This is a genomic window from Bradyrhizobium sp. NBAIM08, assembly GCF_020193935.1.
Classification (GTDB): domain Bacteria; phylum Pseudomonadota; class Alphaproteobacteria; order Rhizobiales; family Xanthobacteraceae; genus Bradyrhizobium; species Bradyrhizobium yuanmingense.
Genome location: NZ_JADYVR010000001.1, coordinates 714688 through 728892 on the forward strand (window position 1 = coordinate 714688; position 14205 = coordinate 728892).

General features: G+C 63.0%; 8 protein-coding genes. All 8 read right to left on the minus strand.

Going from position 1 to position 14205, the window contains the following annotated elements; all coding sequences use genetic code 11:
• The 8 genes from rpsJ to rpoC all read right to left on the minus strand — a co-directional run bounded on the left by rpsJ (window position 1) and on the right by rpoC (window position 14099).
• A complete protein-coding gene (rpsJ, locus tag I6F37_RS03450; protein ID WP_002712302.1) occupies window positions 1-309 on the minus strand; it encodes a 30S ribosomal protein S10 in 309 nt (102 codons plus the stop codon).
• Window positions 310-390: 81 nt separating this feature from the next.
• Window positions 391-1581: an elongation factor Tu gene (gene tuf / locus I6F37_RS03455; protein WP_025036994.1), complete on the minus strand. Its 1191-nt coding sequence runs from the start codon at window positions 1579-1581 to the stop codon at window positions 391-393.
• 40 nt (window positions 1582-1621) lie between these two features.
• Window positions 1622-3694 carry an elongation factor G gene (gene fusA / locus I6F37_RS03460; protein ID WP_036027596.1) on the minus strand — a complete coding sequence of 691 codons (2073 nt, stop codon included), beginning with the start codon at window positions 3692-3694 and terminating at the stop codon, window positions 1622-1624.
• Window positions 3695-3727: 33 nt separating this feature from the next.
• Window positions 3728-4198 carry a 30S ribosomal protein S7 gene (gene rpsG, locus I6F37_RS03465; protein WP_018647239.1) on the minus strand — a complete coding sequence of 157 codons (471 nt, stop codon included), beginning with the start codon at window positions 4196-4198 and terminating at the stop codon, window positions 3728-3730.
• Window positions 4199-4213: 15 nt separating this feature from the next.
• On the minus strand, window positions 4214-4585 hold the full coding sequence (gene rpsL, locus I6F37_RS03470) for a 30S ribosomal protein S12 (protein ID WP_007603006.1): 372 nt from the start codon (window positions 4583-4585) through the stop codon (window positions 4214-4216).
• A gap of 897 nt (window positions 4586-5482) precedes the next feature.
• Window positions 5483-7528, minus strand: coding sequence for an ABC transporter ATP-binding protein (locus I6F37_RS03475; protein ID WP_225113227.1), 2046 nt, complete (start codon window positions 7526-7528; stop codon window positions 5483-5485).
• Between the two features lie 134 nt (window positions 7529-7662).
• Window positions 7663-9717 carry an FAD-dependent oxidoreductase gene (locus tag I6F37_RS03480; RefSeq protein ID WP_225113228.1) on the minus strand — a complete coding sequence of 685 codons (2055 nt, stop codon included), beginning with the start codon at window positions 9715-9717 and terminating at the stop codon, window positions 7663-7665.
• A gap of 185 nt (window positions 9718-9902) precedes the next feature.
• On the minus strand, window positions 9903-14099 hold the full coding sequence (gene rpoC, locus I6F37_RS03485; protein WP_036011015.1) for a DNA-directed RNA polymerase subunit beta': 4197 nt from the start codon (window positions 14097-14099) through the stop codon (window positions 9903-9905).
• Window positions 14100-14205 lie beyond the last annotated feature (106 nt).

A 14205-nucleotide genomic window follows, 5' to 3' on the forward strand; every position in this document is an offset into this window, starting at 1 on the left:
TTAGAGCTTGATCTCGACGTCGACACCGGCGGCCAGGTCGAGCTTCATCAAAGCATCGACGGTCTGCGGGGTCGGATCGACGATGTCGAGCAGGCGCTTGTGAGTGCGCATCTCGAACTGTTCGCGGCTCTTCTTGTCGACGTGGGGCGAACGGTTAACGGTGAACTTCTCGATGCGGGTGGGCAGCGGAATGGGTCCGCGGACCTGCGCGCCGGTGCGCTTCGCCGTGTTCACGATCTCACGGGTCGACGTATCGAGGATACGATGGTCGAACGCCTTGAGACGGATACGAATGTTTTGGCCGTTCATTGCCGAATCTTTCTTAGTGAGTGGCGAGTAGCGAATAGCGAATAGAAACTATTCGCCACTCGCCATTCCCTATTCGCGTTGTTACTCGATGATCGAGGCGACGACGCCGGCGCCGACGGTGCGGCCGCCTTCGCGGATCGCGAAGCGGAGCTTCTCTTCCATCGCGATCGGCACGATCAGGTGCACTTCCATCGCGATGTTGTCGCCCGGCATCACCATCTCGGTGCCTTCCGGCAGGTGCACGACACCGGTCACGTCGGTGGTGCGGAAGTAGAACTGCGGACGGTAGTTGGTGAAGAACGGGGTGTGGCGACCGCCCTCTTCCTTGGTGAGGATGTAGGCCTCGGCCTTGAACTTGGTGTGCGGCTTGACCGAACCCGGCTTGGCCAGAACCTGGCCGCGCTCGACGTCTTCGCGCTTGGTGCCGCGGAGCAGCGCGCCGATGTTGTCGCCGGCCTGACCCTGATCGAGCAGCTTGCGGAACATTTCGACGCCGGTGACGGTGGTCTTCTGGGTGGCGCGGAGACCGACGATCTCGATTTCCTCGCCGACCTTGACGACGCCGCGCTCGACACGGCCGGTCACGACGGTGCCGCGGCCCGAGATCGAGAACACGTCTTCAACCGGCATCAGGAACGGCTGGTCGATCGGACGCTCCGGCTGCGGGATGTACTCGTCGACGTTCTTCATCAGCTCGAGGATGGCGTCGTGGCCGAGCTTCTTGTCGGAGTCTTCGAGAGCGGCGAGCGCCGAACCCTTGATGATCGGAATCTTGTCGCCGGGGAATTCGTACTTGGAAAGCAGCTCGCGGACTTCGAGCTCGACGAGCTCGAGCAGCTCCGGATCGTCGACCATGTCGCACTTGTTGAGGAACACGACGAGCGCGGGCACACCGACCTGGCGGGCGAGCAGGATGTGCTCGCGGGTCTGCGGCATCGGGCCGTCAGCGGCCGACACAACCAGGATCGCGCCGTCCATCTGGGCAGCGCCGGTGATCATGTTCTTGACGTAGTCGGCGTGGCCGGGGCAGTCGACGTGGGCGTAGTGGCGGTTCGGCGTCTCGTACTCGACGTGCGCGGTCGAGATGGTGATGCCGCGGGCCTTCTCTTCCGGCGCCTTGTCGATCTGGTCGTACGCGGTGAACGTCGCACCGCCGGCTTCGGCGAGAACCTTGGTGATCGCCGCGGTCAGCGACGTCTTGCCATGGTCGACGTGACCGATGGTGCCGATGTTGCAGTGCGGCTTGGTACGTTCAAACTTTGCTTTGGCCATTTGACTCTCCGTTCAATCGTCAGCTTTCAACCGACGACAATCAGGCAAACTTCTTCTGGACTTCTGCCGACACGTTGGCCGGCGCTTCTGCGTAGTGATCGAACTGCATGGTGAAGGTCGCGCGACCCTGGCTCATCGAGCGCAGATTGTTCACGTAACCGAACATGTTCATGAGCGGCACCATCGCGTTGATGACGTTGGCGTTGCCGCGCATGTCCTGCCCCTGGATCTGACCGCGCCGGGAATTCAGGTCGCCGATGACCGAGCCGGTGTAGTCTTCCGGGGTCACCACCTCGACCTTCATGATCGGCTCGAGCAGGACCGACTTGCCCATCTGCAGCGCTTCGCGGAAGCAGGCGCGCGAGGCGATTTCGAAGGCGAGCGCCGACGAGTCGACGTCGTGATACTTGCCGTCGACGAGCTGCACCTTGACGTCGACCACGGGGAAGCCCGCGACCACGCCGGACGACAGCACGCTCTCCAGGCCCTTCTCGACGCCCGGGATGTATTCCTTCGGCACCGCGCCACCGACGATCTTCGATTCGAACTCGAAGCCCTTGCCGGCTTCGTTCGGCTCGACGATGAACGACACGGCCGCGAACTGGCCGGTACCGCCGGTCTGCTTCTTGTGGGTATAGCTGTGCTCCACCCGCTTGGTGATGCGCTCACGGAACGCCACCTGCGGCGCGCCGATGTTGGCGTCGACCTTGTAGGTGCGCTTGAGGATGTCGACCTTGATGTCGAGGTGGAGTTCGCCCATGCCCTTGAGGATGGTCTGGCCGGACTCGTGGTCGGTCGACACGCGGAAGGACGGATCCTCCGCGGCGAGCTTGGCCAGCGCCACGCCCAGCTTCTCCTGGTCGGCCTTGGACTTCGGCTCGATCGCGATCTCGATGACCGGCTCGGGGAACTCCATCTTCTCCAGGATCACCTGCTTGTCGGGATCGCACAGCGTGTCACCGGTGCGCGCTTCCTTCAGACCGGCCAGCGCGACGATGTCGCCGGCATAGGCTTCCTTGATGTCCTCGCGGTTGTTCGCATGCATCAACAGCATGCGCCCGATCCGCTCCTTCTTCTCGCGGGTCGAGTTCACGACGCCGGTGCCGCTCTGCAGGATGCCGGAATAGATGCGGCAGAAGGTGATGGTGCCGACGAACGGGTCGTCCATGATCTTGAACGCGAGCAGCGCCAGCGGCTCCTTGTCGTCCGCCTTGCGCACGACCTCGTTGCCCTTGTCGTCGGTGCCCTTGATCGCGGGCACGTCGAGCGGCGACGGCAGATAGTCGACCACGGCGTCGAGCAGCGGCTGCACGCCCTTGTTCTTGAAGGCCGAGCCGCACAGCACGGGATAAAACGCGCCGGTCAGCACCGCCTTGCGGATCAGGCGCTTCAGGGTCGCCTCGTCCGGCTCCTTGCCGTCGAGATAGGCGGCCATGGCATCGTCGTCGAGCTCGACGGCGGCTTCCACCATCTTCTCGCGGTATTCCTTGGCCTGGTCGGCAAGGTCTTCCGGAATATCGACATAATCGAACTTGGCGCCGAGCGATTCATCGTTCCAGACGACGCCCTTCATCTTCACGAGGTCGACGAGACCCTTGAAGTTGTTCTCGGCACCGATCGGAAGCTGGATCGCGACGGGCTTGGCGCCCAGACGGTCGACGATGTCCGCCAGACACTTGAAGAAGTCGGCACCGATCTTGTCCATCTTGTTGGCGAAGACGATGCGCGGAACCTTGTACTTGTCGCCCTGGCGCCAGACGGTCTCGGTCTGAGGCTCGACGCCCTGGTTGGAGTCGAGCACGCAGACGGCACCGTCGAGCACGCGGAGTGAACGCTCGACTTCGATGGTGAAGTCGACGTGACCGGGAGTGTCGATGATGTTCAGGCGCTTGCCGTTCCAGAACGCGGTGGTCGCAGCCGAGGTGATCGTGATGCCACGCTCCTGCTCCTGCTCCATCCAGTCCATCGTCGCGGCACCTTCGTGCACTTCGCCGATCTTGTGGCTCTTGCCGGTGTAATAGAGGATGCGCTCGGTCGTCGTGGTCTTGCCGGCGTCGATATGCGCCATGATACCGAAGTTACGGTAGTCCTCGATGGCATGTTGGCGGGGCATAGGGTGTTCCTTGCGAGTCCGTTTGTTTCGCCGTTACCAGCGATAGTGCGAGAAGGCGCGGTTGGCTTCCGCCATCCGGTGCACGTCTTCGCGCTTCTTGACGGCGTTCCCCCGGTTGTTCGATGCGTCCAAAAGCTCCGCCGAGAGCCGCTCGGTCATCGTCTTCTCGTTGCGCTCGCGCGCAGCCGCGATCAGCCAGCGAATGCCGAGCGCCTGCCGGCGGGTCGAGCGGACCTCGACCGGAACCTGGTAGGTCGCGCCGCCGACGCGGCGGGAGCGGACCTCGATGGTCGGCATGACGTTCTCGAGCGCCTGCTCGAACACGCCGAGCGGGTTCTGCTTGGTCTTGGATTCGATGATGCCGAACGCACCATAGACGATGCCTTCCGCAACCGACTTCTTGCCGGCGTACATCACCGAGTTCATGAACTTCGTGACGATGATGTTCCCGAACTTCGGATCCGGAAGAACTTCGCGCTTTTCCGCAGAGTGGCGACGAGACATAGGCTTGGTTCCCGCTTACTTCGGACGCTTGGCGCCGTACTTCGAACGACGCTGCTTACGGTTCTTGACGCCCTGGGTGTCCAGAACGCCGCGGAGGATGTGATAGCGCACGCCCGGCAAGTCCTTGACGCGGCCGCCGCGGATCATGACCACCGAGTGCTCCTGGAGGTTATGGCCCTCGCCAGGGATGTAGCCGATCACCTCGAAGCCGTTGGTCAGGCGCACCTTGGCAACCTTACGAAGCGCCGAGTTCGGCTTCTTCGGGGTCGTGGTGTAGACGCGCGTGCAAACACCACGCTTCTGCGGCGACTGCTGCAGCGCCGGCACCTTCTTGCGCGACTTCTGCACTTCCCGCGGTTGAGCGATCAGCTGGTTGATCGTCGGCATACTGGCCTTCACCCTTTTTCTGCCGCGGCCCCTCTCGGGTCCGCTGTCTTGCCGCGGCCCGTCACCGGGTCCGCAAATTCTGCTCGAGCTACCCGCCCGAACGGGCCGCCTGGCGCGAATGATCCGCGCAAAGCGAAATTGCGCCAACCGCTCCATCAACGAGCGGAAAGCGCTTCGACGCCACAGAGGACCGCAGTCTCGAAGCCGTTCAGCGTAACGCCGCGGCCCGCGCACTGAGGTCATGCATCCGAATTCGATCTCAAGAGAACGTGCTCGAGAGAACTAAAGTCGCACTGGCATTGCCTAGCTATGATCGACAGCGTTTGAGCGGCATTCGTCGAGGTTGGTGCCCGTCTTTGCGACCCCTGGCAGATCTAGTCTTTGGGGATCAACGGGTGGCCCGTTCCGACGCTGGCGATGCTCACCGCCTGTCGTTAAGTGAGGCGCTTTCTATAAGTGAGAATCGGTCAAGTCAAGGTGAAACGACAGTCACAAAGCGCTTCATGCGCCTGCAAAAAATCGCCTCTTCGCCGCCTCCCCGCGCCTGCCTGATATAGGACCGAGGCGACTGACTTGCCAGATCTGAGAACAATTTTACCCGGGCTTAATGTAGTTTTATTACCAAACTGAGGGGCTTTTTTCCTGCCTGCGCTCAGTTTGTTGGCTGGTGGCCGGTCTACCAGCTTTTCCCGGCCCGCCGCGATGCCCGGTGTGACGCGGCTTCAGCCCGGACTGGTCGATCCGCGAATGGCTCTTGCCCCAAACCATCCGTGCGAAAAAACGCGGCGCGCGGCGGCCGAACGCCTTGCATCAGAGAATCGACGAGTCGACGCTGAACCGCGCATTGCCGTGAGACGAGACGATCAGACGCGGCCGCTCGAAGCTCACCGCCCGCGGTTACTCCTCCTCGTCGTCCTCATCGTCATCGAGGTCTTCGTCCTCGTCGTCATCATTGCGGTCGGCGTCGGCATGAGCTGCCGCGCCATGGGGCTGGTGGATCTGGTCGTTCCACAGCTTGCGATAGGTGCCATTCTTGGCGAGCAACTCGGCATGGGAACCGCGCTCGATCGCCCTGCCCCCTGAAATCACGATGATCTCGTCCATCTCGACCACCGAGGTCAGGCGGTGGGTCGACCAGATCATGGTGCGGCCCTTGGCGACCCTGAGCAGCGTGCGGTTGATCGCGGCCTCGGTGGTCTGGTCCAGCGCTGAGGTGGCTTCGTCCAGCAGCAGCACGGAGGGGTTGCGGATGATCGCGCGCGCGATCGCAATGCGCTGGCGTTGGCCGCCCGACAGCGTGTCGCCGCGCTCGCCGACCGGCGTGTCGTAGCGCTGCGGCAGGCTCATGATGTAGCGGTGGATCTCGGCCTTCTTGGCCGCCTCCTCCACCTCCTCGTCGGTTGCGCCCTCCTTGCCGAGCCGGATGTTCTCGCGGATCGACATGTTGAACAGCATGTTCTCCTGGAACACCACCGCCATGCTCCGGCGCAGCGAGTCCAGCGTCACCTTGCGGACGTCGACGCCGTCGATGGTGACGCGGCCTTCGTCGGGCACGTAGAGCCGCAGGATCAGATTGAGCAGCGTGCTCTTGCCGGAGCCGCTCGGACCGACGATCGCGATGCGCTTGCCGGCGTCGAGCTTGAGGCTGAGATTGTCCAGCACCGGCGTCTGACCACCCTCGTACTGGAAGGTGACGTGATCGAATGTAATGTCGTGGGTGATGCGCGGCAGATCGGGTGCGCCCGGGCGATCGGCGCTGCGGGTCGGCTCGTCGAGCAATTCCTGAATGTGGCGGATCGCGGCGGCCGAGGAGATCGACACCGGGATGAAATGCATCACATGGGCGATGTTGTAGGAGACCTCCCAGAACGCGCTCTCGAAAGTGACGAAGGTGCCGATGGTGATATGGCCCTTGGTCGCCAGATACGCGCCGATCGCGAGCACCACAAGGTGCAGGAGGAGCACCGAGATGGTGACTGTCCGCTCCACCATGGTCGAGAGGAATGTGGCCGAGGCCATCTTGTTGCGGGTCTCGTCGTTGCGCAACCGGAAGAAGCCGAACATCTTGCGTTGCAGGCTGAACGCCTTGATGACCGCCTGGGCGGCCACGTTCTCCTGGACTTGGCCCAGCAACGCCGATTCATTGAGCTTCTGTTCGTAATTGGCCTGCACCGCCTTCGGCGTCAGGATCCGCGGGCCGATCAGCGTGATCGGGAACACCAGCAGCGCGACGACGGCGAGCTGCCAGTTGAGGAACAGCATCAGGATGATGCCGGCGATCAGCTCCAGGAACGGCAGCGCGGCACTGTTGGCGAACGTCTTGACCGAGCCTTCGAAGGCCGAGAGATCGACCGAGAAGCGCGACAGGATCTCGCCGCGCCTGGTGCGGCCGAAATAGGCGGCGGGCAGGTCCTGGACGTGCTCGAACAGGCGTGTGCGGACATCGGAGATGATGCAAGCGGCAAGTCGCGCGTCCCAGCGTTCGTACCAGACTGCAACGATCGAGGTGAAAATGCCGGCGACGGCGAGCACGCCGAGGATCTTGTAGAGCGCCTGAAAATCCTCCTCGCCGAGCGCATCGTCGATCAGGAACTTGAGGCTGAGCGGCATGATGACGTTGAACAACGTCTCGACCACGACGCCGAATGCCACGAATGACAGCATCCGCTTGTAGTTGGAGAGATAGGGCTTGACGAACCCGACAATGGTCGCAAGGGCCCCGGCGGCTTCGCGCGCGGTAAAGACGACGAGGTCCTCGTCCTCATCGTCCTCGTCGAGCTCCAGCTCGTCATCCCCCTCGTCTTCGGCGTCCTCGTCGTCCTCGAGATCCGGCTTGGCAGCGTCGGCGAGCTTGCCATCGAGCCCGGCCGCCTCCTCCGCGGCGAGCTTCTGTTGATCGGGAGATCGAGGCTTGTCGCCAGGCAAGAAAGGCTTGGATGCCATGAAACCAACCGATGCTGACGGCCGGCATGACCGCAGAGAACGCAGGAAATAGCGGCAACCGCTATTGCACCGATTCTATGCGATCAAGATGAATTCGGCAAAACAATTGGCGAATTCGGTTGGCGTCCCCCAGGCTAGTCCTCGTCCTCGACCTTGTCGAAGAAGGAATAGCGCAAGCTGTCCGCGTCGGCGTACCACTGCCCCGGCCCCTTGTTGGCGGCGAGCGTCGCCTCCCACAGCGCATCGGTGCAATCCTTGCGGTGCATCGATAGGTCGAAGCCGTTGCCGAAGAACAGTTCGGACCATTCCCACCAGGTGCCGAGCTTCTTGACTCCGCGCAGGAGGTCGTAGCGGTCGATCAATGCCGGCGCCATGTCCGAGGTGATGGAGCCGAACACGAGCCCGGTCTTGACCACGCGGTTGAGCTCGCGGATCGCGCGGACCACTTGCTTGGGGGAAACGTGGCAGAGGCTGGTCTCGAACACGAAGTCGAACGTGCCGTCCTTGAACGGCATGTCGGTGATCGTGCCGAGCTTGTTGTACTTCTTCAGCGATTTCGGCGTCCTGGCGTGGATCGCGCGGTTGTTCTCGATTCCCCATGCATCGATGCCGCGATCGCGCAGGGCGCCGACCAGTTCGCCGCTGGCGGAGCCCGCGACCAGCAGCTTGGCGCCCGCCGCCCCGCCCCAGACGATGCCGATCAGCTTCGTCAGGTAGTCGGGATCGGTGAAGTGCCGCCATGCCTGATGATAGGGGCCGAGACCGCGATAATTCTCGAAATATTTGCGATCGATCTTGTCCGAGAGCGGCTTGTCGTCCTGCGCGCGCTGGCGGCGCAGGCGCATCATCTCGGTCAGGATGATGTCGGTCGCCGCGTCCGAGGAATCCAGTAGGCCGTTCAGCGTCGAATCGAACAGATAGTCGCCGACCACCACGATGCCGGGGTGCTCCTTCGGCTCGGGCCGGTGATTGGTCATGACGTCGCGCGCGGGCAAACCACCAGGCAGCGCGTTCACCGAGGACAGCCAGCGGTGGATCTTGCCTTCCATAAAGTGCAGACGCGCATCGCCGAGAGAAGCCGGCAGCGATTTCAGGGCGGCCTCGATCAGCTCCTGGTCCGACAGATTGGCAAAAGCCAGCGCATCGGAGCCGGGAATGAGCCAATTCAGAACACCATGCTTGCCGACGTCGTGACGTGCGCCCTCGTTGTAGACGCAGCAGCCGCCGAAGGCTTCCGACATGAACCAGGCACCCGGAATCTTGTCGCCCCAGAACGGCTCGTCGAACAGGATCGAGACGCGCAGATAGTGCGCGGGACGGTCGAAATAGGCCACGTGCTTGACCATCGACCTGCGCAGCTGCTCGCCCTCCCAGCCGAGAGTGGCGAGCCAGGAATGCGGCAGGCAGACCAGCACGAGATCGAAGTCACGGGTCTCCGGCCCCTTGCCGTTCATCATCTTGAGCTGATACCGGCCGGTCGGCGCCTTGCCGACGGTGAGCACGCGGTGATTGAGCTGGATGTCGGCATTGACCTCCGACTGCAGGCATTCGATCAGCTGCTCGTTGCCGTTCTGGATGGAATAGAGGCCGATATAGCCGTCGACGTCCATCAGATAGTTCTTGAGCGCGTTGAGCCCGTTGGTGTTGTGGCTCTCGGTCGCGATGTCGGAACGCGCCATCACCTTGAAGAAGCGCTTTGCGGTGACGTCCTCGACCTCCTCGTCGAGCACCTGCTCGGCGGTCTTGTAGGCCCAGGGATGTTCGTTGTCGTGCGCGCCGACGCCCTCGTAATATTCCACCGGCGACATCACCTCGGCGCAGCGCTTGCGGAAGGCTTCGATCGCGGCGGCAGTCCTGGCGCCGTATTTGCGGCGCATGCCGGGAACGTCGTTGAGCAGCTCACCGCCGAACTGCACCTGCTCGGCATCCATCGGAATGGTCTGAAGGCCGAAATGCTGGATCAGCTCGCGCAGAGGATCCGGGCCTGTCATGGAGTAGTCGTAGATCTCGGCAACGCCGGCCTCGTACATCGCGGGCGCCGAATCGAACTTGCGGGTGACGATCTTGCCGCCGAGCCTGTCGGAGGCCTCGTAGATGGTGACGCGGCAGAGGTCGCCGAGCTTGCGCTTCAGGTACCAGGCGCTCATCAGCCCGCCGGGGCCGCCGCCTACGATTGCGAGATCAAGCATGAGAGTTCCGTGGTCTTCCGGCCCTGCCCCCTTGGCGGGACCACCGGTCTAAGGCGCCATAGCACAAGCGCTTTTGCGGCTGAAGGAAAGATGAACAAAGGTTGATCCCGCATCGCAACAAAGCAGCAAAAAGGCCGGCAAAAGCCGGCCTTTTCATTGTCCTCGGTATTCCTACGGATGAACGATCATTCCGCGGGCGGCAGCGCAGGAAGCTCGGCTTCCGGCGCCGGCGACACGACGGCGGCCTGCTTCTCGCGCTCGTCCAGGATCAGCTTGTCGCGCTTCATGGCGACTTCGCGGATCTTGGCCATGGAGGCGCCGGTGCCCGCCGGGATCAGCCGGCCGACGATGACGTTCTCCTTGAGGCCTTCGAGCGGATCGATCTTGCCGTTGACCGCCGCCTCGGTGAGGACGCGGGTGGTCTCCTGGAACGATGCCGCCGAGAAGAAGGAGCGGGTCTGGAGGCTCGCCTTGGTGATGCCGAGCAGAACCGGCGTTCCCGTGGCGGGCTTCTTGCCCTCTTCCTTGGCCTTCACGTTCAGCGCGTCGAACTCGATCTTGTCGACCTGCTCGCCGGAGATCATGTCCGTGTCGCCCTGGTCGGTGATTTCCACCTTCTGGAGCATCTGACGGACAATCACCTCGATGTGCTTGTCGTTGATGAGCACGCCCTGCAGCCGGTAGACCTCCTGGATCTCGTTGACCAGATAGGCAGCGAGCTCCTCGATGCCCTTGACCGCGAGGATGTCGTGCGGCGCCGGGTTGCCTTCCACGATGAAGTCGCCCTTTTCGACGACGTCGCCGTCCTGAAGGTGGATGTGCTTGCCCTTCGGGATCAGGTACTCGCGCGGCTCGTCGGTCTTGTCCATCGGCTCGATCGAGATGCGACGCTTGTTCTTGTAGTCGCGCCCGAACCGGATGGTGCCCGCGATTTCGGCGATGATCGCCGCATCCTTCGGGCGCCGAGCCTCGAACAGTTCCGCCACCCGCGGCAGACCGCCGGTGATGTCACGCGTCTTGGCGCTTTCGGTCGACACACGGGCGAGGATGTCGCCCGGCTGGACCTTGGCTCCGATGTCGACCGAGAGAATGGCGTCGACCGACAGCATGTAGCGGGCATCGCCGCCACGGGCGAGCTTGAGCACCTTGCCGTCCTTGCCCTTCACCACGATGGCCGGACGCAGGTCCGAGCCGCCGCGCGTCGAACGCCAGTCGATGACCACGCGCTTGGCGATACCGGTGGCCTCGTCGAGCGTTTCCGAGATCGACTGCCCCTCGACCAGATCCTCGAAGCCGATGGTTCCTTCGACCTCGGTGAGCAGCGGACGGGTGTAGGGATCCCATTCGACGATGCGCTGGCCGCGCTTGACCATGTCGCCCTCGTCGACGTGCAGACGCGAACCGTACTGGATACGGTGCGTCGCACGCTCGGTGCCATCGGCATCGACGATCGCGACAACCATGTTGCGCACCATCGCGATAAGGTGACCTTCGCTGTTGCGGGCGATGGCCTTGTTCCTGATCACGATCTTGCCGTCGAAGTTGGCTTCGACGAAGGACTGCTCGTTGAGCTGCGCCGCACCGCCGATGTGGAAGGTGCGCATGGTGAGCTGGGTGCCCGGCTCGCCGATCGACTGCGCCGCGATCACGCCAACCGCTTCGCCATGGTTGACCGGCGTGCCGCGGGCGAGGTCGCGGCCGTAGCACTTGCCGCAGATGCCGTTGACGAGCTCGCAGGTCAGCGCCGAGCGGATCTTCACCTCCTGGATGCCGGCCTGATGGATGGCATCCACGTGGCTCTCTTCCATCAGCGTATCGCGCTTGACGATCACCTGGCCCGAGCTGTCACGCACGTCTTCGCAGGCCGTGCGTCCGAGGATGCGCGAGCCGAGCGAGGCGACCACGGTACCGGCGTCGACGATGGCGCGCATCTTGATGCCGAGCTTGGTGCCGCAGTCGCTCTGCGTGATGATGCAGTCCTGCGCCACGTCGACGAGACGACGGGTCAGGTAGCCGGAGTTCGCGGTCTTCAAAGCGGTGTCCGCGAGGCCCTTGCGGGCGCCGTGGGTCGAGTTGAAGTACTCGAGCACCGAGAGGCCTTCCTTGAAGTTCGAGATGATCGGCGTCTCGATGATCTCGCCCGACGGCTTGGCCATCAGGCCGCGCATGCCGGCGAGCTGGCGCATCTGGGCCGGCGAACCGCGGGCACCGGAGTGAGCCATCATGTAGATCGAGTTGATGTCGGCGTCGGCTCCGCTCGCCGTCTTCTTGGTGGCGGAGATCTCCTTCATCATCGCCTTGGCGATTTCTTCCGTGGCCTTCGACCAGGCGTCGACGACCTTGTTGTACTTCTCGCCATGGGTGATCAGGCCGTCGTTGTACTGCTGCTCGAAATCCTTCGCCAGCGTACGGGTGGTGTCGACGATCTTCCACTTGCCGTGCGGCACGACCATGTCGTCCTTGCCGAACGAGATGCCGGCCTTGAACGCGTTGTAGAAGCCGAGCGCCATGATGCGGTCGCAGAAGATCACCGTCTCCTTCTGGCCGCAGTGGCGGTAGACCTGGTCGATGACGCCGGAGATCTCGCGCTTGGTCATCAGCTTGTTGATGATCTCGTAGGAGATGCGCGGGTTCTTCGGCAGCAGATTGCCGAGCATGACGCGGCCGGCGGTGGTCTCGATCCAGCGCTTGGAGACCTTGCCGGTCTCGTCCATGCCTTCCCACCGGTACTTGATCTTGGTGTGGAGGTGGATGACCTTCGCGTGCAGCGCATGCTCGAGCTCGGCCATGTCGCCGAACACCTTGCCCTCGCCGGGCAGGCCTTCGCGCATGATCGAGACGTAGTACAGACCGAGCACGATGTCCTGCGACGGCACGATGATCGGCTGGCCGTTCGCGGGATGCAGGATGTTGTTGGTCGACATCATCAGGACGCGCGCTTCCAGCTGCGCTTCGAGCGACAGCGGAACGTGCACGGCCATCTGGTCGCCGTCGAAGTCGGCGTTGAACGCGGAGCAGACCAGCGGGTGAAGCTGGATCGCCTTGCCCTCGATCAGCACGGGCTCGAATGCCTGAATGCCGAGGCGGTGCAGCGTCGGGGCGCGGTTGAGCAGCACCGGATGCTCGCGGATCACCTCGTCCAGGATGTCCCAGACCTCGGGCCGTTCCTTCTCGACCAGCTTCTTGGCCTGCTTCACGGTGGTGGACAGGCCCTTGGCGTCGAGCCGCGAATAGATGAACGGCTTGAACAGCTCGAGCGCCATCTTCTTCGGCAGGCCGCACTGATGCAGGCGCAGCTCGGGACCGACCACGATCACCGAACGGCCCGAATAGTCGACGCGCTTGCCGAGCAGGTTCTGGCGGAAGCGGCCCTGCTTGCCCTTGAGCATGTCGGCGAGCGACTTCAGCGGACGCTTGTTGGCGCCGGTGATGACGCGGCCGCGGCGGCCGTTGTCGAACAGCGCATCGACCGCTTCCTGAAGCATGCGCTTCTCGTTGCGGATGATGATGTCGGGCGCGCGCAGCTCCATCAGCCGCTTCAAGCGGTTGTTGCGGTTGATGACGCGGCGATAGAGGTCGTTGAGATCAGAGGTCGCGAAACGGCCGCCGTCCAGCGGCACCAGCGGACGCAGGTCCGGCGGAATCACCGGGATCACGGTCATGATCATCCATTCCGGCTTGTTGCCGGAATGGCGGAACGCTTCCACGATCTTCAGACGCTTGGCGAGCTTCTTGTGCTTGATGTCGGAGTCGGTCTCCTGCATCTCGGCACGCAGCGAGGCCTCGAGCTTCTCGAGGTCCATGCCCTTGAGCAGCTCGCGGATCGCCTCGGCGCCGATCATGGCGGTGAAGCTGTCCTGGCCGTACTCGTCCTGCGCCTTCAGATACTCGTCTTCCGACAGCAGCTGACGGTCCTTCAGCGCGGTGAGGCCCGGCTCGAGCACGACGTAATATTCGAAGTAGAGGATCCGCTCGAGATCCTTCAGCGTCATGTCGAGCAGGAGGCCGATGCGCGAGGGCAGCGACTTCAGGAACCAGATGTGCGCGACGGGGGCTGCGAGCTCGATATGACCCATGCGCTCGCGCCGGACGCGCGACAGCGTGACCTCGACCGAGCACTTCTCGCAGATGATGCCCTTGTACTTCATGCGCTTGTACTTGCCGCACAAGCACTCGTAGTCCTTGATCGGCCCGAAGATGCGGGCGCAGAACAGGCCGTCGCGCTCGGGCTTGAAGGTACGATAGTTGATGGTCTCCGGCTTCTTGATCTCGCCGTAGGACCAGGACAGAATCTTCTCTGGAGACGCGATCGAGATCCGGATCTGGTCGAAGACCTGAGCCGGCGTCGTCGGGTTGAAGAGATTCATAATTTCTTGGTTCATCGTCTTCTCCTCGCGTGCCGGTCGCCTCCGGCCGCAAATTCGAAAATCACTTCTGCATGGCGCCCTGCCCTCAAGGCCTCGGGCGGGGCGCCGATGCCCGGCCGCG

What these genes read in the sequence shown, in the direction of transcription:
- fusA (WP_036027596.1), bottom strand. Translation starts at nt 3,694, where the DNA reads ATGCCCCGCCAACATGCCATCGAGGACTACCGTAACTTCGGTATCATG.
- rpsJ (WP_002712302.1), bottom strand. Translation starts at nt 309, where the DNA reads ATGAACGGCCAAAACATTCGTATCCGTCTCAAGGCGTTCGACCATCGT.
- rpoC (WP_036011015.1), bottom strand. Translation starts at nt 14,099, where the DNA reads ATGAACCAAGAAATTATGAATCTCTTCAACCCGACGACGCCGGCTCAG.
- rpsL (WP_007603006.1), bottom strand. Translation starts at nt 4,585, where the DNA reads ATGCCGACGATCAACCAGCTGATCGCTCAACCGCGGGAAGTGCAGAAG.
- tuf (WP_025036994.1), bottom strand. Translation starts at nt 1,581, where the DNA reads ATGGCCAAAGCAAAGTTTGAACGTACCAAGCCGCACTGCAACATCGGC.
- rpsG (WP_018647239.1), bottom strand. Translation starts at nt 4,198, where the DNA reads ATGTCTCGTCGCCACTCTGCGGAAAAGCGCGAAGTTCTTCCGGATCCG.
- I6F37_RS03480 (WP_225113228.1), bottom strand. Translation starts at nt 9,717, where the DNA reads ATGCTTGATCTCGCAATCGTAGGCGGCGGCCCCGGCGGGCTGATGAGC.
- I6F37_RS03475 (WP_225113227.1), bottom strand. Translation starts at nt 7,528, where the DNA reads ATGGCATCCAAGCCTTTCTTGCCTGGCGACAAGCCTCGATCTCCCGAT.